At 59.7% G+C, this 22,107-nt stretch carries 15 protein-coding genes; 6 read left to right on the forward strand and 9 right to left on the reverse strand.

Annotated elements, in window-relative coordinates; all coding sequences use genetic code 11:
• Positions 1-1,512 precede the first annotated feature (1,512 nt).
• From fabI to gloB, 8 genes are all read right to left on the reverse strand, one after another.
• Positions 1,513-2,307: an enoyl-ACP reductase FabI gene (gene fabI, locus BLS87_RS32035; RefSeq protein WP_074759137.1), complete on the reverse strand. Its 795-nt coding sequence runs from the start codon at positions 2,305-2,307 to the stop codon at positions 1,513-1,515.
• An 18-nt stretch (positions 2,308-2,325) separates the two neighbouring features.
• Positions 2,326-3,936 (reverse strand): ABC transporter ATP-binding protein, encoded by a 1,611-nt coding sequence (locus BLS87_RS32040; RefSeq protein ID WP_074759139.1) that lies wholly within the window; start codon positions 3,934-3,936, stop codon positions 2,326-2,328.
• A 1-nt stretch (position 3,937) separates the two neighbouring features.
• A complete protein-coding gene (locus BLS87_RS32045; protein ID WP_074759141.1) occupies positions 3,938-4,957 on the reverse strand; it encodes an ABC transporter permease in 1,020 nt (339 codons plus the stop codon).
• Between the two features lies 1 nt (position 4,958).
• Positions 4,959-6,032 carry a microcin C ABC transporter permease YejB gene (locus BLS87_RS32050; RefSeq protein ID WP_074759143.1) on the reverse strand — a complete coding sequence of 358 codons (1,074 nt, stop codon included), beginning with the start codon at positions 6,030-6,032 and terminating at the stop codon, positions 4,959-4,961.
• A 1-nt stretch (position 6,033) separates the two neighbouring features.
• Positions 6,034-7,917 (reverse strand): extracellular solute-binding protein, encoded by a 1,884-nt coding sequence (locus BLS87_RS32055; RefSeq protein ID WP_074759146.1) that lies wholly within the window; start codon positions 7,915-7,917, stop codon positions 6,034-6,036.
• A complete protein-coding gene (locus BLS87_RS32060; RefSeq protein ID WP_074759148.1) occupies positions 7,914-9,743 on the reverse strand; it encodes an extracellular solute-binding protein in 1,830 nt (609 codons plus the stop codon). The genes BLS87_RS32055 and BLS87_RS32060 overlap by 4 nt, the downstream gene beginning before the upstream one ends.
• A 223-nt stretch (positions 9,744-9,966) precedes the next feature.
• Positions 9,967-11,574 (reverse strand): LysM peptidoglycan-binding domain-containing protein, encoded by a 1,608-nt coding sequence (locus tag BLS87_RS32065; RefSeq protein ID WP_074759150.1) that lies wholly within the window; start codon positions 11,572-11,574, stop codon positions 9,967-9,969.
• A gap of 99 nt (positions 11,575-11,673) precedes the next feature.
• Positions 11,674-12,453 carry a hydroxyacylglutathione hydrolase gene (gene gloB / locus BLS87_RS32070; protein ID WP_074759153.1) on the reverse strand — a complete coding sequence of 260 codons (780 nt, stop codon included), beginning with the start codon at positions 12,451-12,453 and terminating at the stop codon, positions 11,674-11,676.
• A gap of 97 nt (positions 12,454-12,550) precedes the next feature.
• Between gloB and BLS87_RS32075 the strand changes: the two genes are divergently transcribed.
• The 4 genes from BLS87_RS32075 to BLS87_RS32090 all read left to right on the forward strand — a co-directional run bounded on the left by BLS87_RS32075 (position 12,551) and on the right by BLS87_RS32090 (position 15,390).
• The gene (locus BLS87_RS32075; RefSeq protein ID WP_074759155.1) at positions 12,551-13,309 is read left to right on the forward strand and encodes a class I SAM-dependent methyltransferase; all 759 of its coding nucleotides are present in this window, start codon (positions 12,551-12,553) and stop codon (positions 13,307-13,309) included.
• Positions 13,310-13,353: 44 nt separating this feature from the next.
• A complete protein-coding gene (rnhA, locus tag BLS87_RS32080) occupies positions 13,354-13,806 on the forward strand; it encodes a ribonuclease HI (RefSeq protein ID WP_074759157.1) in 453 nt (150 codons plus the stop codon).
• Positions 13,807-13,998: 192 nt separating this feature from the next.
• Positions 13,999-14,757, forward strand: coding sequence for a DNA polymerase III subunit epsilon (gene dnaQ, locus BLS87_RS32085; protein WP_074759159.1), 759 nt, complete (start codon positions 13,999-14,001; stop codon positions 14,755-14,757).
• An 84-nt stretch (positions 14,758-14,841) separates the two neighbouring features.
• On the forward strand, positions 14,842-15,390 hold the full coding sequence (locus BLS87_RS32090) for a GNAT family N-acetyltransferase (RefSeq protein WP_074759201.1): 549 nt from the start codon (positions 14,842-14,844) through the stop codon (positions 15,388-15,390).
• Between the two features lie 94 nt (positions 15,391-15,484).
• Here BLS87_RS32090 and BLS87_RS32095 read toward each other — a convergent pair whose 3' ends face one another.
• The gene (locus BLS87_RS32095) at positions 15,485-15,697 is read right to left on the reverse strand and encodes a hypothetical protein (protein WP_074759161.1); all 213 of its coding nucleotides are present in this window, start codon (positions 15,695-15,697) and stop codon (positions 15,485-15,487) included.
• Between the two features lie 316 nt (positions 15,698-16,013).
• Between BLS87_RS32095 and BLS87_RS32100 the strand changes: the two genes are divergently transcribed.
• Both BLS87_RS32100 and BLS87_RS32105 read left to right on the forward strand, forming a co-directional pair.
• Positions 16,014-16,577: an NADPH-dependent FMN reductase gene (locus BLS87_RS32100; RefSeq protein WP_074759163.1), complete on the forward strand. Its 564-nt coding sequence runs from the start codon at positions 16,014-16,016 to the stop codon at positions 16,575-16,577.
• A gap of 251 nt (positions 16,578-16,828) precedes the next feature.
• Positions 16,829-22,096: a dermonecrotic toxin domain-containing protein gene (locus BLS87_RS32105; protein WP_074759165.1), complete on the forward strand. Its 5,268-nt coding sequence runs from the start codon at positions 16,829-16,831 to the stop codon at positions 22,094-22,096.
• Positions 22,097-22,107 lie beyond the last annotated feature (11 nt).

A 22,107-nucleotide genomic window follows, 5' to 3' on the forward strand; every position in this document is an offset into this window, starting at 1 on the left:
ATTGCCGACGCAGAAAGCTAGTGAGATCGAGCATCTACTGCCGCATCAGTGGATGCCTGGCTGATCTACGCAAGGCGTATTCCCCGTACGCTTACTTTTGGCGTTGGGATTGTGAGCTGATCCATTTTCCTGGGTAGCGCCTAATCACCTTTCCGCCCCTCCGGCGGGTCACTTTTGAAAAGGCACCAAAAGTAACCAAAAGTGCCCTGCTCCTGGTTGGGCCCGACTTCGTCGGGTACCCGCACTCCTACGACGCTCCGTGGGCCCGCGCTGAACGGACATCCATGTCCTGGCAGCGCTCTCGCGGCATCCCTGCCGCTCGGCCCACTGCGCGTCGTCTGCGTTTGGCCTGCACCCAAGTCGCGTTCTGCGGCGTCTGATCTATCGCGTATGAAGATCAAGATCAAAAGCGAACGTTGATCTTGGCCTCGCCCCGATCCCCTTGTAGGAGCAGTCGGAGGTCACGACGGCCGCGAAGGTGGTGTATCAGATAAAACATTTGCAGCTGACCCACCGCTTTCGCGGCCGTCGTAACCTCCGACCGCTCCTACAGGTTCGGCGGCGGGCACAGACCTCTGTAGCAATCCGGCTTGCCGGCGTTGGCGTCCGTGAGATCGCTGCCGCCGGCAAGCCGGACTGCTACAGGAGATCGCACGACCTCCAGCTTTTGTTTTCGCTTTGGCTTTGGCTTTGGCTTTTGATCTTCCTGCGCGATAGCCCAGACACCACAAGTCACGATTTGGGTGAAGGCCAAACGGAGACGACAGGAGGGCTTTTTAGTTTTTGACGTTGGCGGTTGGTGGGTTTGTTGGGGGTGGCGTTGGGATTGTGAGCTGATCCATTTTCCTGGGTGGCGCCTAATCACCTTTCCGCCCCTCCGGCGGGTCACTTTTGAAAAGGCACCAAAAGTAACCAAAAGTGCCCTGCTCCTGGTTGGGCCCGACTTCGTCGGGTACCCGCACTCCGACGACGCTCCGTGGGCCCGCGCTGAACGGACATCCATGTCCTGGCAGCGCTCTCGCGGCATCCCTGCCGCTCGACCCACTGTGCGCCGTCTGCGTTTGGCCTGCACCCAAGTCGCGTTTTGCGGCGTCTGGGCTGTCGCGTCCAAGAGCAACTTGGGCTGGAGCTAACGCTCTTCGCTTTCTTGAGTCGTGCATCTATCGACCGCACGGCATCCTGTAGGAGCGCGCTTGCCCGCGATCTGCCGCGTAGCGGTAGCAAAATCAGGCGACTCGGTTCTGCCTATCACCCCGCATGCACAGGTTTTGCTGCCGGTTCCCGGCAGATCGCGGGCAAGCGCGCTCCTACAGGATTCGCACAGCCGATACTTTTGCTTTTGATTTTCTAGAGCGGAACCATAATCCGCGTCACCATAAATAACGGATATACACCCACCACCACCCCAAAAAACGCCGGCCAAAAAAAACGGCAGGCCACTCAGCAAACCGCTGACTGACCCACCGCATTCGCCAGCAAGCCGGCTACAAAGGGTGCACGAAGGTTAAAGCATCAACCTTCCAGATCACCCATCGCCGTGGTGTTGAAGCCACCGTCGACGTACATGATCTCGCCGCTGACACCGGACGCCAGGTCAGAGCATAGGAAGGCGCCGGCATTGCCGACTTCTTCAATGGTCACGTTGCGACGCAGCGGTGTCTGCGCTTCGTTGGCAGCCAGCATTTTACGGAAGTTCGAGATACCCGAAGCTGCCAGAGTACGAATCGGACCCGCCGATACCGCGTTGACGCGGGTGCCTTCCGGGCCAAGGCTGCGGGCCAGATAACGAACACCGGCTTCCAGACTGGCCTTGGCCATACCCATCACGTTGTAGTTAGGCATGGTGCGCTCGGCGCCCAGGTACGACAGGGTCAGCAGGCTGCCATTGCGGCCTTTCATCATTTCGCGACCGGCTTTGGCCAGCGCCACGAAGCTGTAGGCGCTGATGTCGTGAGCAATACGGAAACCGTCACGGGTGGTGGCTTGGGTGAAGTCGCCGTCCAGTTGATCGCCCGGGGCGAAGCCCACGGAGTGCACGATGCAGTCCAGACCGTCCCACTTCTTGCTCAGTGCTTCGAAGACCTTGGCGATTTCTTCATCGCTGGCCACGTCGCACGGGAAGCACAGGTCGGCGTTCGAACCCCAGCCGGCTGCGAATTCTTCAACGCGGCCTTTGAGTTTTTCGTTCTGGTAGGTGAAGGCAAGCTCAGCGCCCTCGCGATGCATGGCGGCAGCAATGCCGGATGCGATGGACAGTTTGCTGGCGACACCGACGATCAGGACGCGCTTACCGGCGAGAAAACCCATGGTTTGTTCCTCTTCAGGTTAATCGACAGCTGCCGGCGCCAAGAAGGCGGCTTCCAGCAGCTGCTGTGTATAAGGATGTTGCGGTGCGGCGAAGATGTCTTCTGCCATACCCTGTTCGACCACTTGGCCTTGCTTGACCACCATCAGTTGGTGGCTCAGCGCTTTGACGACCGCCAGGTCATGGCTGATAAACAAATACGTCAGGTTGTACTTCGTTTGCAGGGAGCGCAAAAGCTCCACCACCTGGCGCTGAACGGTCCGGTCGAGGGCCGAAGTCGGCTCGTCCAGTAAAATCAGCGCCGGTTTTAACACTAATGCCCGGGCAATGGCGATCCTTTGCCGTTGTCCACCGGAAAACTCATGGGGGTAGCGGTGCCGGGTGTCCGGGTCCAGACCTACCTCCTTGAGCGCTTCGATCACCGCGGCTTCCTGCTCCACCGGCGTGCCGATCTTGTGGATACGCAGGCCTTCGCCGACGATGTCGCACACCGACATGCGCGGGCTAAGGCTGCCGAACGGGTCCTGAAACACCACCTGCATCTGGCGTCTTAACGGACGCACTTGATCCTGCTTGAGACACGCCAGTGAATCGCCCTGAAAGCGTATCTCGCCTTCGCTGCGAATCAACCGCAGAATCGCCAGCCCCAACGTCGACTTGCCCGAGCCGCTTTCGCCGACAATCCCCAGCGTCTGGCCCTTGGGCAGACTGAAGTGGATGCCGTCTACGGCTTTGACGTGATCGACGGTGCGCTTGAACACGCCTTTCTTGATCGGAAACCAGACTTTCAGGTCTTCGACTTCAAGCATCGGCGCGCCGGGAGCGTTGTTCGCAGGGCCGCCTTTGGGCTCGGCACTCAGCAGTTCTTTGGTGTACGGATGCTGCGGCGCACGGAACAGCTCTTCGCACGATGCCTGTTCGACGATGCAACCGCGCTGCATGACACATACTCGGTTGGCAATTTGTCGAACCACGTTCAAATCGTGGCTGATCAACAGCAAGGCCATGCCCAGACGCGCCTGCAATTCCTTGAGCAGTTTGAGGATTTTCAGCTGCACCGTGACGTCCAGCGCCGTGGTCGGTTCGTCGGCGATCAGCAGTTCCGGCTCGTTGGCCAGCGCCATGGCGATCATCACACGCTGGCGCTGACCGCCGGAGAGCTCGTGTGGCAGGGCTTTGAGGCGTTTCAGAGGTTCAGGGATGCCTACCAGTTCCAGCAGCTCCAGTGTGCGCCGAGTGGCGGCTTTGCCGGTCAGGCCCTTGTGCAGGCCGAGCACCTCGTTGATCTGCTTTTCGATCGACTGCAACGGATTCAGCGAGGTCATCGGCTCCTGAAAGATCATCGCGATCCGGTTGCCGCGAATGGCGCGCATACGTTTCTCGCTGACCGTCAGCAATTCGTTGCCCGCGTACTGAATCGTCCCGGTGGGATGCCGCGCGAGCGGGTAGGGCAGCAGGCGCAGGATCGAATGCGCGGTGACTGACTTGCCGGATCCGCTTTCGCCGACCAGCGCCAGGGTTTCGCCCTTGGGGATGTCAAAGCTGACGCCTTCGACCACGCGCTGGACCTTGTCGCCGGTGACGAACTCGACGGACAGGTTGCGGATTTCGATCAGATTGTCCTGATTCATCTCATTTCCTCGGGTCGAATGCGTCACGGGCGGATTCGCCGATGAACACCAGCAAACTCAACATGATCGCCAGCACGGCAAAAGCACTCATGCCCAGCCACGGCGCTTGCAGGTTGGATTTGCCCTGTGCAACCAGTTCGCCCAACGAGGGAGAGCCGGCAGGCAGGCCGAAGCCCAGGAAGTCCAGCGCGGTCAGCGTTCCGATCGCGCCGGTGAGGATGAACGGCATGAAGGTCATGGTCGAGACCATGGCGTTGGGCAGGATGTGGCGGAACATGATCGCGCCGTTCTGCATGCCCAGCGCCCGCGCGGCGCGCACGTATTCCAGGTTGCGCCCGCGCAGGAATTCGGCGCGTACCACGTCGACCAGGCTCATCCACGAGAACAGCAGCATGATGCCCAGCAGCCACCAGAAATTGGGCTGGACGAAACTGGCGAGGATGATCAACAGGTACAGCACCGGCAGGCCTGACCAGATCTCCAGAAAGCGCTGGCCAACCAGATCCACCCAGCCGCCATAGAACCCCTGCAATGCACCCGCGATGACGCCGATGATCGAACTGAGGATGGTCAGGGTCAGGGCGAACAACACAGAGACGCGGAAGCCGTAAATCACCCGCGCCAGCACGTCCCGCCCCTGGTCATCGGTGCCCAGCAGGTTCTCCCGCGAAGGCGGGGCGGGCGCCGGGACTTTCAGGTCGTAGTTGATGCTCTGATAGCTGAACGGGATCGGCGCCCACAGGGTCCAGCCGCCTTTGGCTGCCAGCAGTTCTTTGATGTACGGGCTTTTGTAATTGGCTTCCAGCGGGAACTCGCCGCCGAAGGTGGTTTCCGGGTAGCGTTCCAGCACCGGGAAATACCAGTGGCCGTCATAGCGCACGGCGAGCGGCTTGTCGTTGGCGATCAACTCGGCGCCCAGGCTCAGCCCGAACAGAATGAGGAACAGCCACAGCGACCACCAGCCACGTTTGTTGGCCTTGAATCGTTCGAAACGGCGTCGATTGAGAGGGGACAACGTCATATCAATGATCCCTGCGGTCGAAGTCGATACGTGGGTCAACCAGCGTGTAGGTCAGGTCGCCGATCAGTTTCACCACCAGCCCCAGCAGGGTGAAGATGAACAGCGTGCCGAACACCACCGGATAGTCGCGGTTGATCGCGGCTTCAAAGCTCATCAGGCCCAGGCCGTCGAGGGAAAAGATCACTTCTACAAGCAGTGAGCCGGTGAAGAAGATGCCAATGAAGGCCGACGGGAAACCCGCGATCACCAACAACATGGCATTGCGGAACACGTGCCCGTACAGGACCCGACGCTGGGTCAGGCCCTTGGCCTTGGCGGTGATCACGTACTGCTTGCCGATTTCGTCGAGGAAGCTGTTCTTGGTCAGCAGGGTCATGGTGGCGAAGTTACCGATCACCAGTGCAGTGATCGGCAGGACCAGGTGCCAGAAGTAGTCGCCCACTTTGCCCAGCCAGGTCAGCTCATCGAAGTTGCTGGACGTCAGGCCGCGCAACGGAAACCAGTCGAAATAACTGCCGCCGGCAAACACCACGATCAGCAGGATGGCGAACAGGAAGGCGGGGATGGCGTAACCGACGATGATCGCCGAACTGGTCCAGACGTCGAACTGGCTGCCGTGCCGCGTGGCTTTGGCGATTCCCAGCGGGATCGACACCAGGTACATGATCAGCGTGCTCCACAGCCCTAGGGAGATCGAGACGGGCATCTTCTCGACGATCAGGTCGATCACCTTGGCGTCGCGGAAGAAACTGTCGCCGAAGTCCAGACGGGCGTAGTTCTTGACCATGATCCACAAGCGTTCCGGCGCCGACTTGTCGAAGCCGTACATGTGCTCGATCTCCTTGATCAGGCTCGGGTCCAGGCCCTGCGCGCCACGGTAGGTCGAGCCTGCCACGGAGACTTCCGCGCCGCCGCCGGCGATCCGGCTGGTGGCGCCCTCGAAGCCTTCGAGCTTGGCGATCATCTGTTCCACCGGGCCGCCCGGCGCGGCCTGGATGATCACGAAGTTGATGAGCAGGATGCCGAACAGGGTCGGCACGATCAGCAGCAAGCGCCGCAGCATGTACGCCAGCATGTTATTGCTCCGTGCCTTTGGATGGCGCAGCTTCAGGTTCGGCGAGGTCAGGCGCGGTCTGCACTGGAATCGCAGGCGTCGCATCGGGTTTGACCCACCAGGTCATGGTGCCGATGTCGTACAGCGGCGATTTTTTCGGGTGACCGAGATGGTCCCAGTAGGCCAGACGCCAGGTCTTGATGTGCCAGTTGGGGATCACGTAATAACCCCACAGCAGCGCGCGGTCGAGGGCGCGAGCGTGGTCGATCAGGCTCTGCCTTGAATCGGCGTTGATCAGGCCGCTGACCAGGGTGTCGACGGCGGGGTCTTTGAGGCCGATCAGGTTGTAGCTGCCCGGTTTGTCCGCAGCCGACGAGTCCCAGTATTCGCGTTGCTCATTACCCGGTGAGCTGGACTGCGGGAAACTGCCGACGATCATGTCGTAGTCGCGCGAGCGGCGGCGGGTGATGTATTGCGAGACATCGACCCGACGGATGTCGAGGTTGATGCCGATGTCGGCCAGGTTGCGCTTGAACGGCAGCAACACGCGCTCGAATTCAGTCTGGGCCAGCAGAAATTCAATGCTGACCGGCTTGCCTTCGGTGTCGACCATCTTGTCGCCGACGATTTTCCAGCCCGCGTCCTTGAGCAGCTGGAAGGCTTTGCGCTGTTGGTCGCGAATGATGCCGCTGCCGTCAGTCACCGGCAGCTTGAACTCATCCGTGAAGAGCGGCGCAGGCAGCTTGTCGCGCAGCGGTTCGAGGATTTTCAGTTCGGCGTCCGACGGCAGGCCGCGCGAGGCCATATCCGAGTTGTCGAAGTAACTCTTGGTACGGGTGTACGTGCCAAAGAACAGCTGTTTGTTGGTCCACTCGAAGTCCAGCAACAGGCTCAATGCCTGACGCACGCGGACGTCCTGGAACATCGGCTTGCGCAGGTTGAAGATGAAGCCCTGCATGCCCTGCGGGTTGCCGTTTGGGATTTCTTCCTTGATCAGTCGGCCTTCGCGCACGGCGGGCACGTCGTAGGCCGTGGCCCAGTTCTTGGCGGTCATTTCCTGCCAGAAATCGAAAGCCCCGGCCTTTAGCGCTTCGAGCGCAACGGTGTTGTCGCGGTAATAGTCGGTCGACAGCCTGTCGAAGTTGTAGAGGCCTTTGTTGACCGGCAGGTCCTTGCCCCAGTAATCCTTCACCCGCTCATAGCGCACCGAGCGCCCGGCCTTGACGTCGACCACCTTGTACGGCCCGCTGCCCAGCGGGATTTCCAGGTTGCCCTTGTTGAAATCACGGGACGCCCACCAATGCTTCGGCAGGACCGGCAACTGGCCAATGATCAACGGCAATTCGCGGTTGTCGTTGTGCTTGAACTTGAACAGCACGGTCAGCGGATCCTCCGCGACCACCTGATCGACGTCGGCGTAGTAACTGCGGTAGAGCGGCGAGCCATCCTTGATCAGGGTGTTGAAACTGAACACCACGTCTTCGGCGCGCACCGGATGGCCGTCGTTGAACTTCGCTTCGGGGCGCAGGTAGAACCGCACCCAGCTGTTGTCCGGGGCTTTTTCAATTTTGCCCGCAATCAGGCCGTATTCGGTGAACGGTTCGTCCAGGCCCTGACGCGCGAGGGTGTCGTAGATCAGGCCGATATCATCGGCAGGCACGCCTTTGCTGATGAACGGGTTGAGGCTGTCGAACCCGCCAAAACCGGCACTGCGCAGAATCCCGCCCTTGGGTGCATCCGGGTTCACGTAGTCGAAGTGTTTAAAGTCGGCCGGGTATTTCGGTGGCTCGTTGTACAGCGTGATGGCATGTTGCGGGGCCGCCTGGGATGAGCAGGCCATCCCCAATAGAAGAGGGCCGAGCAGGAACAGGCCGCCGGCCCGTGTCACGGCGCGCAGTGCGGTCATTGAGTTTTCTCCGAAGGCTTGAGCCACCACGCACGCAGGCCCAGGGTATAGGGCGGGGTGGTGACGAAGGCGAACCGGTTGCGGTACGCCAGGCGATGATTGTTGAGGAACCAGTTGGGAATCATGTAGTGCTGCCAGAGCAGAACGCGGTCCAGTGCCTTGGTGGCCGCGACCTGATCGTCCCGGGTTTTCGCCGCCAACAGCTGGTTGAGCAGGTTATCCACAACCGGGTTGGCGATGCCTGCGTAATTCTTGCTGCCTCTGATGCTGGCCTGGCTGGAGTGGAAATACTGCCACTGTTCCAGGCCCGGACTCAGCGTCTGGTTCAGGGTCATCAGAATCATGTCGAAATCGAACTGGTCCAGGCGCTGTTTGTATTGGGCACGATCCACCGTGCGCAGCCGGGCATCGATGCCGATCCGCGTCAGGTCTTCGATGTAGGGCTGCAGGATTCGTTCTAGATTGGGGTTGACCAGAAGTATTTCGAAACGCAACGGTTGGCCGGCATTGTTGGTCAGGCCACGGTCAGTGAATTTCCAGCCGGCTTCGGCCAGCAGACCCAGCGCTTTACGCAAGGTGTCGCGTGGCACGCCGCCGCCGTCGGTTTTTGACACCGTGAACGGCTGGGTGAACAGCTTGGGCGGCAGTTGATCGCGATAGGGCGACAGCGTCAGAAACTCGCGACCGGCGGGCAGGTCGGTCGCGGAAAACTCGCTGTTGGGGTAATAGCTGGTCGAGCGACTGTAGGCATTGTTGAACAACGTACGGTTGGTCCACTCGAAGTTGAACATCAGGCCCAAGGCTTCACGCACCTTGATGTCGGCGAAGGTGCCGCGACGGGTGTTCATGAACAGGCCTTGGGTCTGCGTCGGGATCTGATGCGCAATCTGCGCCTTGATCACGCTGCCGTTAGCCACAGCCGGGAAGTCGTAACCTGTCGACCAGTTCTTGGCCTGATGCTCGATGTAAATGTCGAACTCGCCCGCCTTGAACGCTTCGAAGGCGACGTCGGCGTCGCGGTAGAACTCGACTTCCACGCGATTGAAGTTGTACTTGCCGCGATTGACCGCCAAATCCTTGCCCCAGTAATCCTTCACCCGCTCGAACACCAGGCTGCGACCGGGACGCACTTGGGTGATGCGATAAGGACCACTGCCCAGAGGCGGCTCGAAGGTCGTGGCCTTGAAGTCGCGGTTCTTCCAGTAATGCTGGGGCAGCACCGGCAATTCACCGAGGCGCAGAATCAATAATGGATTGCCGGACCGCTTGAACACGAAGCGAATGCGATGCCGGTTGAGAATGTCCACCCGCTGCACTTCCTGCAACGCCGTGCGGTACTGCGGATGGCCGTCCTTGAGCAGCGTTCGGTAAGAGAACGCCACGTCATAGGCCGTGATCGGTTTGCCGTCGTGGAAGCGGGCTTCCGGGCGCAGGTTGAACACCACCCAGCTGCGGTCTTCGCTGTATTCGACCGATTTGGCAATCAGGCCGTAACTGGAGGTGGCTTCGTCGCCGGAAGGATCGTACTGACCGGTACCGACCATCAACGGTTCGTTCAGCTCGCTGACGCCGTACTGACCGAAGTTGGGCGTCGAAATCGGGCTGCTGCCCTTGAAAGTGTAGGGATTGAGGGTGTCGAACGTCCCGTTGGCCATGATTCGCAAGGTGCCAGCCTTCGGCGCCTCGGGATTGACCCAGTCGAAATGGGTGAAGCTGGCCGGATACTTGAGGACACCGAACTGTGCGTAACCATGGCTTTCGCTGATGGTCGCGGCGGCTGTCGTGCTCAAGACCAGGCTGGAAATCAGCAGCAATGGGCGTATCAAATGGGCATTCGATCCAGGCAGCGGTCGGTCACAGTAACAGCTTGTATGGGCTGGAAAAAGGGGAGTCGTGGATGCTCACCTGTAGGAGCGCGCTTGCCCGCGAATGCGGTATGTCTGTGACACATCTGTCGTTTGACACGCCGCAATCGCGGGCAAGCGCGCTCCTACAACGGGATCGTTTTCCAGGCGGGCAATCGGTGAATACTGCCCAGTTGTGCGCCCATCAATGCGGCAGATAAACCGTCAGCGTCTGCCCCGGCTTCAGCGCCTGGCCGCTGCGAGGGTTCCAGCGCTTGAGGTGTTGCATTTCGACGTTGAAACGTTTGGCCACCAGGTACAGCGAGTCGCCTTTCTGGATCTTGTATTGTGTGGCCTTGCCATCTGCGTCATCCGCTTTGCTGTCGTTTTTGGCGACGGCGCGGGAAGGGGTCCTGGCCGGTTTGCTGTTGTCCTGCATGACCAGGGTCTGACCCACTTTCAGGTTGTAGCCCGACAGTTTGTTCCAGTGCTGCAGGTCCTTCACCTCAACCTTGTTGATGCGGGCGATCTGGCCCAGGTTGTCGCCTTTCTTGACCTTGTAGGTGCGCGTGCGAGCGGGTTTTTCGTCCACTTCCGCCACTTCTTCGAACACCGGCATCGCCGTCTTCATGCCCGGCTGAACCGGAATGGTCAGCGCCTGACCACGTTTCAAATGGTTGCTGGACAGCTTGTTCAGGTCTTTGATGGTGCTGGTCGACACTTTGTAGCGGCTGGCAATGCTGGCCAGGCTGTCACCTGGACGCACGCGGTATTGCTGCCAGTCGACCAGCTCTTCAGGCTTCATGTTCGACAGGCTGGCGGTCAGCAACTGCGACTTCGAGGTCGGCACGAGCAAATGCTGCGGGCCGTCGATGGTCAGACGCTTCTTGAAGGCGGGGTTGAGCTGCATCAGCTCGTCTTCGTCGATGTTGGCCATCTGCGCGACCTTGTTCAGGTCCATGCGCTGGTTCAGCTCAACGACGTCGAAGTAGGGTTTGTTGTCGATCGGGTTCAGGTTGACGCCATACGCTTCCGGCGACATGACCACCTGCGAGAGGGCCAGCAATTTAGGCACATAGTCGCGGGTTTCCTGCGGCAGTGGCAGGTTCCAGTAGTCGGTCGGGAGGTTGAGCTTTTCGTTGCGTTCGATGGCCCGGCTGACGGTGCCTTCGCCGGCGTTGTAGGCGGCGAGGGCCAGCAGCCAGTCACCGTTGAACATGTCGTGCAGCTTGGTCAGGTAATCCAGCGCTGCCGTGGTGGACGCCGTGATGTCGCGGCGGCCATCGTAGAAACTGGTCTGACGCAGGTTGAAATAACGGCCGGTGGACGGGATGAACTGCCAGATCCCGGCAGCATCGCTGCGTGAAAGCGCCATCGGGTTGTAGGCGCTTTCAATCACGGGCAACAGCGCCAGCTCCAGCGGCATGTTGCGTTCTTCCAGGCGCTCGACGATGTAATGCATATACAGGCTGCCACGCTCGCCAGCCGTTTCGAGAAACGACGGGTTGTTAGCGAACCAGAGACGCTGTTGATCGATGCGCGGGTTGAGGTCGTTGCCATCCTGCAGCTGGAAGCCCTGACGCATGCGCTCCCACACGTCGTGTGGCGGAGCCAGAGGCGCTGGTTTGCGTGCGACAAATACCGACTTCGGCTTGACGGTGGCGGGCGAGTGAGAGGCGATTGACGCGCCGGCAGGGTCCAGACTGCTGGTGGTCTGGCAGCCTGCCAATGTTGCGCTCGCGACCACCGCGATTGCCTGAGCTAACCGAGTCAATGCGTCGGAATTAAAGGTTCTGCGTATAGATGACGACATTGGCTGGGGGATAGTTCCAGTCGAAAATGTCGGGCGATTCTAGAAAGCGTCTTAACAACGGTCAACCTTTCAGAATTTTTGTGCTGATCCCGACGCGGATTAGAACTTATCTTTCCACGCCCTCAAGGCGGCAAAAACCGCTGTGGGCGAGGTGTTGTCTGTACCGGTCCGTTCGTCTGCTTTTTGTTTCACCGCAGGCTGTGAAACACGTAGAAACGGATTGGTCTTGTGTTCCAGCGCCAACGTGGACGGCAGGCTGATGCGGTTCTCTTCGCGCCATTGGGTCACTTGCTCGAAGCGGCCGGTCACGTCGGGGTTGTTCGGTTCGACGGCCACGGCAAAGCGCAGGTTGCTCAAGGTGTATTCGTGGGTGCAGTAGACGCGGGTGTTGTCGGGCAGTGCGCCTAGTCGGGACAGCGAGTGGTGCATCTGCTCGGGCGTGCCCTCGAACAGGCGACCGCAGCCAGCCGCGAACAGAGTGTCGCCGCAAAACAGCAGCGGTGATTGTGGATCGGCGTGATAAAAGGCGATATGGCCCAGTGTGTGGCCCGGAACCGCATGGACGGCGAACCCAAGGCCGAGTACGGTGATCTTATCATTGTCGGACAATGCGACATCCCGGGCAGGAATTTTCTCGTTGGCTGGCCCATAGACGTTGGCGCCCGTGATGTTTTTCAGCTCGGCGACACCGCCGGTATGATCGGCATGATGGTGAGTCACAAGGATGTCACTCAGTTGCCAGCCGGGGTTGTTGCCCAGCCAGGCGAGGACCGGTGCCGCATCGCCCGGATCGACGACTGCGCAGCGCTTGCTGGCATTGTCTTGTAACAACCAGATGTAGTTGTCGGTGAAAGCGGGCAGAGCATCGATCTGTATCATGGCGCGGTTCGCTTTGTTGAGAACAAAGAAGCATCTTAGAGTCTGAACAGCGTCCAGGCGAGCCGCGCTCGCCGAGGATCACTCATGGAGACCGGAAATGACCGATGAAGCGTTCGCCCAGGCCGACCCCGAATGGCTTGAGTTGATCAGCTCTGCCCGTGAATGGTTGTCCGGGCCGTTGGGGCAATTGCTGCTGGAAGAAGAGCGCCGGGTGCTCGAGGAAGAGCTCGAGCGATTCTTCGGGGGTTATCTCGTGCACTACGGCCCGTCGGCGCAAACGCCGCCTGCCGCCAAACAGGTTCAGCGCAATGTGCGGTTGGGCGCGCCATTGCCGGGGGTCGAGATCGTCTGTGAAGAACAGGCCTGGCCCTTGAGTGAGCATGCCGCGGATGTCGTGGTGATGCAGCACGGCCTGGACTTCTGCCTTTCCCCCCACGGCCTGCTGCGCGAAGCGGCGAGCAGCGTGCGACCGGGTGGCCATCTGCTGATCGTGGGCATCAACCCTTGGAGCACCTGGGGCATTCGTCATTTCTTCGCCAACGACGCGTTGCGCCGGGCGCGCTGTATTTCGCCTTCCCGGGTGGGGGACTGGCTCAACCTGCTGGGCTTTGCGCTGGAGAAACGCCGGTTCGGATGCTATCGTCCGCCGCTTGCTTCGCCCAAGTGGCAGACCCGGTTATCGGGCCTGGAGCGTCTGGGCGACGGTTGGCAAAGCCCCGGTGGCGGCTTCTATTTATTAGTGGCGCGCAAGCTGGTCGTCGGGCTTCGGCCTTTGCGCATGCCGCGTCGCGAGCCCATGGGCAAGCTGCTTCCATTGCCGATGGCCAAGGTCAATCGGCGCAGCCCCGAGCCTTGATCTCCAGGCTGTACCCGGCCTTTAAAATTCTGGAATAAGTCGTAATGAGCGATACCGTAGAACTCTTTTCCGATGGCGCCTGCAAAGGCAACCCGGGCCCCGGCGGCTGGGGCGCGTTGCTGGTGTGTAAAGGCGTTGAAAAGGAACTGTGGGGCGGTGAGGCCAACACCACCAATAACCGCATGGAGCTGCTTGGCGCCATTCGCGGGCTGGAAGAGCTGAAGCGTCCCTGCGACGTGATTCTGGTGACCGATTCCCAGTACGTGATGAAAGGCATCACCGAGTGGATGGTCAACTGGAAGAAACGCGGCTGGAAGACCGCCGCCAAAGAGCCGGTGAAGAATGCCGACCTGTGGAAACAGCTGGACGAGCAGGTCAGTCGCCACAACGTCACCTGGAAATGGGTACGCGGACACATTGGCCACCACGGCAACGAACGGGCCGACCAGTTGGCGAACCGTGGAGTGGATGAAGTGCGTGGGATCAAACACGGTTAATTGTTGCAACCAGAACCGCTGAACCCTTGTGGGAGCGAATTCATTCGCGAGACGTCGGTACATTCGACTTAACGAGGTCGACTGATAAACCGTATCGCGAATGAATTCACTCCCACAGGGCGGGATCGTCGGTCCTGCACATCCCGAAAACACCCATGTTAGTATTCGCGCCTGAAAGTGAGGCGGTAGGCAATGACGGTACAAAACATCATCACTGAACGCAGGGTCGTACTCGACACCGAAACCACGGGCATGCCGGTAACTGATGGCCATCGGGTGATCGAGATCGGTTGTGTGGAGTTGATCGGTCGGCGCCTGACCGGGCGTCACTTTCACGTGTACCTGCAACCGGATCGCGAGAGTGACGAGGGCGCCATCGGCGTTCACGGCATCACGGATCAGTTCTTGATCGGCAAACCCCGGTTCGCTGAAGTCGCCGATGAATTCTTCGAATTCATCAAAGGCGCGCAACTGATCATCCACAACGCAGCGTTCGACGTTGGCTTCCTCAACAACGAATTTGCCCTGATCGGTCAGAACGACCGTTCGGACCTCAGCACCTATTGCACGATCCTCGATACCCTGGCCATGGCCCGGGAGCGTCACCCAGGGCAGCGCAACAGCCTCGACGCCCTGTGCAAACGCTACGATGTCGACAACTCGGGCCGCGAACTGCACGGCGCACTGCTCGACTCCGAGATTCTGGCTGACGTCTATCTGGCGATGACCGGTGGCCAGACGACCTTGTCTCTGGCGGGTAACAATGATGGCGAAGGCGGTGCTGACCGGCCGACGGAAGTTCGCCGCATCGTCAATCGCGCGCCGGGCCGGGTCATTGTCGCCAGCGAGGCGGAAATGGCGGACCATGAGGCGCGGCTCGCAGTGATTGCCAAGTCAGCCGGAGCGCCGGCATTGTGGACTCAACTGCTGGAAGCTCAGGCTCAAGCTTAAGGGCTGCAACGTAGGCGGCGGGCATCATGGATGACCGGCCGCACACGGGTGTGATCCTTTCATCGATGGTGCAGGAGGCCCATGGTGACAATGGCGAACCCGACATTGAACATTCGTGTCGCAGACGAATGCTTCGAAGACTACATCCTCAACTGCGAATTCACGTTTACGGTCACCGGCTACGCCCAGGTGCAGATCGGCACACCGGTCGCGCAATGGCGCATCGACCCGGTCGAACCTTATCTCAAGAATTACGGCATCGACTCGGAAGAGTTCTGCCATTACCGGGACGCGGCGGACGGCACCGTGCTGGTGGCGTGGCTCGACGAGGATCCAGTGGGGCATATTGTCATCAGCAAGCACTGGAACGGCTTTGCACACATTGATGAACTCGCCGTGGACACGGTCGCCCGACGCAATGGCGTTGCACGCAAACTGCTGGACGTCGCGCAGTTCTGGAGCCAGAAACACAACCTGCCCGGCATCATGCTGGAAACCCAGAACAACAACCTGGCGGCGTGCAAACTGTATGAAAGCTACGGATTTGTGGTCGGCGGGGTGGATCATCTGCGTTATCGCGCGATTGATCCGGCCACCCGCGAAGCCGCCATCTTCTGGTATCTGGTGTTTTAGCTGCAAGCCGCAAGCGCTGAGCCGAACGCGGTCGGTGGCCAGATTGCGGACAGCCGTTAACGTGCCACGTAAAGCCTGGTGCCTGTAACGGCTTTTAAACCACCCTGGTCAGTTTGATTCCCGACTGGAGCAACTCGAACTCGTCGCCGCCCAGATGAGTCACGCGGTCGCCAATGGCCAGGCGATAGGTAGACACGGGCTCCTTGCCGTCAGCCTCTTCCGGCTGTGATTCGCGGAATTCATGCACCGGGTAGATGCGGCCTTCCGCATCTCTGGCATGAAATTGCCCAACTAGAACTGAAGCCATTTGCTTTGTAACCTCTGGAAATAACTGCTCGTTTTCGTCCGCATCGTAACACTGCGCGCGAAGGGTCCGTGTCCGCTTGTAAGGGAATTCTGTAGGTTATGTACGTACCTTCCTCACTCAAGCCTCTCAGACCGCTGTTTTAAGGGGGAGTTTTCCGTGGAGGAAAAAATAGTCTCGACCAACGGTATCGCCGCAATACCCGGTATGGGCGTCACGTATCATTTTTTTCGATCAGTGATAACGAAAAAACAGGGCGGTAGACATCGCATCTTTCATCTATAACTGTCCATTCCTCCATTAGAAGAAGGTCAGCTTCATGAGCCAGGTTCATTCGATTGCGGTGATCGTCGGCAGTCTGAGAAAAGACTCACTCAACCGCAAGGTTGCCCGCACACTGGCAGAGTTGGCGCCCTCCAGCCTGAAACTGAGCATCGTCGAGATCGGCGATCTGCCGCTCTACAACGAAGACATTGATCTGGATTCACCGCCCGCCGCTTACACCGCGTTCCGTCAGGCGCTGCAAGGCGCGGACGGTTTTCTGTTCGTCACGCCGGAATACAACCGTTCGGTGCCGGGCGTGCTGAAAAACGCCATTGACGTGGGCTCCCGGCCCTATGGCAAGAGCGCCTGGGGCAAAGCCAAGCCTGCGGCGGTGGTGAGTGTTTCTCCGGGCGCGATTGGCGGCTTCGGTGCCAACCAGCACTTGCGTCAGAGTTTCGTGTTCCTTGATGTGCTGTGCATGCAGCAGCCTGAGGCGTATCTGGGTAACGCTGGCAGCTTCTTCGATGAGCAGGGCAAGCTCAGCGAGAAAACCCGGCCGTTCCTGCAGAGCATTATCGACGGTTTCGCCGCGCACGTGGCCCGGACGGTGAAGGCCTGATCGCATCGTTTCAAACACTGCGAACCCGTGTGAGAGTGAGCGGGCTCACTCCCACACGTCAGGGATTGACGACACGCCCTGCATGATCTCGCCGTTAGTCAGGCGGCCCAGGGCCGTCAGTCAATCCTGAATATCCCCTCTGCATGACAGCGTTATGTAACGCAGTTCGTACGAAATTCGACCATACGCTCCTTTGCCATTGTTGCCCCTGTCAGTTGCTGGCGGGGCGTTATTGTGCAAAAGGAACTGTTATGTCCTCGACGTCTTCTCCCTATTTCCACGCAGCTTCACTCAAGCAGCGGTTCATCGACGCGCTTGGCGAAGCGGTGCTTGAGCAGCGGCTTACGACCCAAGAGCAGCGATGGCTGCAACGCGTGACTCGCCACAGTGAAAGCGAGGCACCAGACCCTGTCCGAGTCGACCGCCTGACGCTTGATTCGAGCAGGGTGACGCCATTCGAACTGGCGGCGGCGTTGCTGCTGAGCCACGCAAATGGCAGCCAGCGGCAGGTCTATCTGTACACGCTGGCCCACGGTATCGAACGCTTCGAACATCGCATCGACCTGTTGGCCGCGCTGCAGCGCTATTTCGCCGACGCGAGTGCGACCGCCAATTTCGAGTACGAAAAAATCGATGACGATCCGTTTCAGGTGCAGATGCTGGAGATCGTCGATTATCAGGCCGAGCGCGTCGCCAGGCTGACTGACGCGCTCTCACAGACACCCTCGCTGTTCACGGCGTTGGTGCGTTCGCTCAAACATCAACTGTCGGACACGCTGCCGCAGCTGAACATCGATGCAGAGAGTCAGTTGCTTCAGGTCGTGGAGCGGGGCTCGGCGAACAATCCGGACATCGTTCTGATGACCCAGACCCTGGCTCAGGCTGCTTTTGAGGATGGCAGCGGCAGGATGTTGCTGCCCGGTGTCGAGCGACGATTCCTGGCGCCCGACGGGCAGCCATTGAGTGTTGAAAATACGCAGATGATGGCCCAGGCGTTGAGCAAGGCGGTGAGCCAGGTTGGCGACCACTATGGCGTGCTGCTCAAGGCGTTCTGGGAAGAAAAGCTGATGCACCAGCGAACCCGCCGTGACCTCGCGGTGGAGAGCTTTAGCGCCAGTGTGCGCCATGCGTTGTATCGGCAGCTCCATCAAACCGAGCTGTCGAAGCAGGCCCGGCACGTGTTGCAGTCTCTGTTACGGTCGGCCCATGGCACGTTGCCTGCTGATGGCAATGCGCGTCTGGCGCGAATGGCGATAGTGGGGAATGACGGCAGGTCGTACTCACTGGCGGGAACGTTCGTGGTCCGTCTCGGCGCGGGTTCCGACGCCCCGTTGCTCTGGTTTTCACCTCAGCACCGGTTGCTGCCGTTCGACAATCTGGCAGCGTTGCAGACCTTTGCCGCGACGCCCGAAGGCTGTGAGTGGTTGCGTCGGTCACTGGCCCTGGACGATCAGGGCATCGTGCTTGCGCCCGACACGTGGCAGCTGGGTCTGAACACCATCGAGACTGCGCTCTTCGCCGAGCGGGTCGATTCGATCATCGCCGTGCAAGCGCGAAATCTGGCGTATGGGTTGAGTGTGGTGATCAACTCCGAAAGTTTTTCGGCGATGGTCGACGACGCGCTCGATGTCCGGTTGCTGATGGACCCTCGGCAACTGCAATTCAGTGCCCGACGCTGGCGGGTGGATGCCCTGATCAATTTTGCCTCGGTCTGGGAAGGCAGCGTCTCCGACGACTTGATTCAGGTCCAGGTGCCCAGATCCCGAAGCGAGCCTGCGCCGTCGTGGGTTGAGCAGACTCAGATTTTTGAGGCCAGGGCCACCCAGCTGCGACACGTGGGCGACGGTCTTCGTCACTACTGCGCTCAATTGCTGCAGCACTATTTGTGCGTCGTGAACACGACGGACGTGGACCCAGCGCTTATTTGGGTGACGTGGCAGGCACCGGCTGCTGTCGATCCTCTGGATCCCCCGGTCAATGGCGAAGCCGCCGCCCCTGTCAGTGTGCAACCGGCGCGTATTTCCAGAGATCTGGTGTCGCTGCTCATCGAGCGAGTCAGTGGTCATTGGAGCGACGCCGTGGTTGCCGATGCGCAAATCGTGCAGCGTCTGTCATCGGGCTCGGACGAGTCGACGCTCAATGACCTTGACGTCCCTCTGATCAACCATGTGCTGGACAGCGCAGCCTTCGACTTCGTCGAGCTTTATCAGCGCTACGTCAAGCAATGCCGGGAGGGCGTATGGCGTGACGGCGATGAGAAGTGGAGACCTGAAACGGTTGCGCGGTATTTGCGTGAAGACATCTTGCGCCTGGATCTGGCGGTCAAGCGTCGCACCAATGACATTGAACTCGATGAGCTGAACATGGCCCAGCAGGTTCTGGATCGCCCGGTTCGTGGTTTGAGAACCGGGCTCCCCGGGCCTGTGACCGAAGCGTTTCTGGTGTCGGTCCTGTACGGCAATAATCGCGCGACCCCGTTGAGTGACATGCTGGTGGTGTGGCAACCGCAGGCGCAAAACGGTGGGGTGATGCTCTGGAACGGGGTGAAAGGCTGGTGCAGTTTTTCCTCTGTCAAACAGATGCAGGACCATGTGCGGAACGGGTTTTACGGAGTACACCGTGACCAGATGCTGGCGCTGACCGGCGCCTACGACCGGGCGTTGCTGCAAAAACACTTGCAGCAAGACGCCGACAGTACGGTGGTGATTCGGCTCGACCGGGTCGACGATCATGCCCTCACGGCCCTTGAAACCCGGGCGCTTGACCGCCAGCGGCAAAATCTCAAGCAGGTCACTGCCAGGGCCCTTCGCTGCGGTCTGGAGGCTGAGCTGTTTGCCCGCATGATCGAGGAGGTTAATTGCGATACGTATCTGAGTCGCGCACTGGACACATTGTCATTGCGAATCGACAGTGCATTGATGCAGGCCATGCTGCCGGACTGGCTGTTGGAGGCCTCCCCCGCAGACCAGATGCTGTATGCCGACAGGCTGCACCGCTTCGATCAGCAGACCCGTGACCAGCCGGATTTTCTGTTCGACATTCCCTCGTTGCAAAGCTACTCCCGTGAGCAATTGCTCCAGCAGTTGAGCAAGGACTTTACGGAGCAATCCTGGGACCCGGACCATATTGTTGTGACGCTGCGCCATTATGTGCCGGGATTGCCAAATGCGGGGCAGACACCGTCGGGCATTCCTGCCTCGACCATCGTCAACAGCGAGTCGTTGACCGAATACGCGCTGAACCGCTTCGTCACCATCCAGGACGCAGCGCTGAGTGTCACTGCGCCGGACCAGCCAAGGGCGGCCGAACTGCTGACGCCGGACTACTTGCGCGGGTTGATCGACAAGCTCGACGTGGGCGGTGGTTACATGACGCTGCTGGAAAATGCGCTGAGCCCGAAAAGCCCCGATTACCCGCTGCGTCACGAGTACTTTTTCGACCAACTGCCCCCGATGATGGCCATCCGGGCACTGGAAGAAAAGCTTCAAGGGAACATCAGTGATCAGGCCTACCACTACATTCTGGCCGTGATCATGATGCCGGACGGGATTGCAAGGGAGCCGGTGGGTCAAACACCCGTCATCATCAGCCCGCTGCAATTGGTGGCTGACGCGGGCATGGCGCCCGACGGTGTTCCGGGCGTCTACTTGATCTGTGCACGCGGTGCTGCCAGCGGGCCCGTGATCCTCCACACCGTTTACAACTCGGACTTCAGTATCAAGGAATACGCCAGTCTGGATGCGCTGCTCGTAGATATTCGCAGTGACGAAGCGCTGCAGAAACTGTTGCTTGCGCGCCTTGATCCGTTCACACGCCGACGTTACGACCAGGGAGGTTTTGTCGAGCCCCATCTGCCTTTCAATGTCGATGGGCTGGGGGAAGTGCCGTTTGAAACACCGGGCCCGGTGACGCTGGCGCTGGCCGAGCAAAAGGGCAACGCTCTGGAGTTCATGTTTGGCAATGCATTGCGTGTGCTGCTGGACATCGGACGCGCAAACACGGTGACAAACGCCGAGGCAAGCGAGGCATCAACCCGGTTTCTGCTGACCCTTGGGGTTGAACAGATCATGAGTTTGATGCCCGGCAAACTCGGTGCGCTGGTCGGTTTGTGGCAAAGCGAAACCCTGCTGCGCGCCTCGGCCGCCTCGGCACAGGGCAAGCGCTGGGGCGAGGCACTCTCGGAGTTTTCTGCGGCACTGGGTGTGATGGCCAGCGCCCGGGAGCAGGTTGACGACGACCTGGTGAGCGGGGGCGAGTCGCGACCCTATGTCATCGAGGCGCTGGAAAACGAGACCACGACGTTCTCCTGGTCTGACCCACGATTGACCCCCGAGCAATGGGTGCGATTAGGCGCGCTGGAAGTCAAGGATGTGGCGCTGAACGAACTCCAGCACGATGAGCTGTTAAGCCTGTACATCGGCGCCGGCGGTACGCGCTTCTACGCGTCGGTCAGGGGGCGGGTGTATCAGGTCGCGCGAACCACGGACGAAACCCGGTGGATGATCATCGGTGCCGATGGCGCGCCAGGGCCAATGCTTGAAATGGACGCCAGTCAGCGCTGGCAACTCGATTTGAAGCTGGGCTTGAAGGGCGGCGGTCTGATCACTCGAATGCGATCAGCGCTCCTGGACCTCGATATTGACGAGGTCATGGTGGTCCAGGCGACCGGTATGCCGGAAATTCGCGCACGTTATCGGGATAAAGCCCTGCAAATTGCTGAAGCGCAGCTCTACAGCAAACGCTATCTGGAGAACTGCCTGGATAACCTTCATATCCATCAGCGAGGCAAACCGCTGGATCCCCGGGTCAATAAGATTCTGACGGATTTCTATGGTGTCGCGACCCCTGACCAGCGCTTGCTGAGCGAAACCGAACGCGTGATCAAGTTGCTGTACGACGGGCTGATGGATGCGTCCATGTCGACGCATTCGTCGTTGCGGTATGTCGTCGGCACCAATCGATCCGTCAAGGACCCGACCACGGGCTTTGTGTTCAAGCGTGATCCACAAAAACGCATGTTCCTGACCGAGCGTTTTTTCAACGTTTTACCTTATTCGCTGAATGCCCGGGCGCGGACCGAAGGTTTCGAACTGGTCCCCCATTTTCAGGCGGCGACATTGATTCATGAGTTTTCGCACCTGGTCGCGGACACCCATGACATCGTCTATCTGGAAACGTCGGCGCCTTATCCTGACCTTCTGCTGGAGGACAACGCGAATAACGTTAGGCTCAAGGCCGATCTGGCACTGGTGCATAGCCAGGGCATGTCGCATCTGACGCAGAAAGCCAACCTTTTTCTGTACCAGAAGGACGGTCAGTGGCGAGATCTCGGTCGCAGCGAGGGCAGCGGCTACGATGCGGTCTTGCGGATCACCGGCACCCGAAACCTTGACGCTGCACGGGATGTGTTTCTGACGGATGCGGTCAAGCGCAGTCAGCTGTTGCTGAGCAATGCCGACTCGGTGACTCTGCTGGTGTTGCTACTCGGTCGCCACAACTACGTGGTGCCGACCCCGTGAAGCAGTCGGCA

This window comes from Pseudomonas abietaniphila, assembly GCF_900100795.1.
GTDB lineage: Bacteria > Pseudomonadota > Gammaproteobacteria > Pseudomonadales > Pseudomonadaceae > Aquipseudomonas > Aquipseudomonas abietaniphila.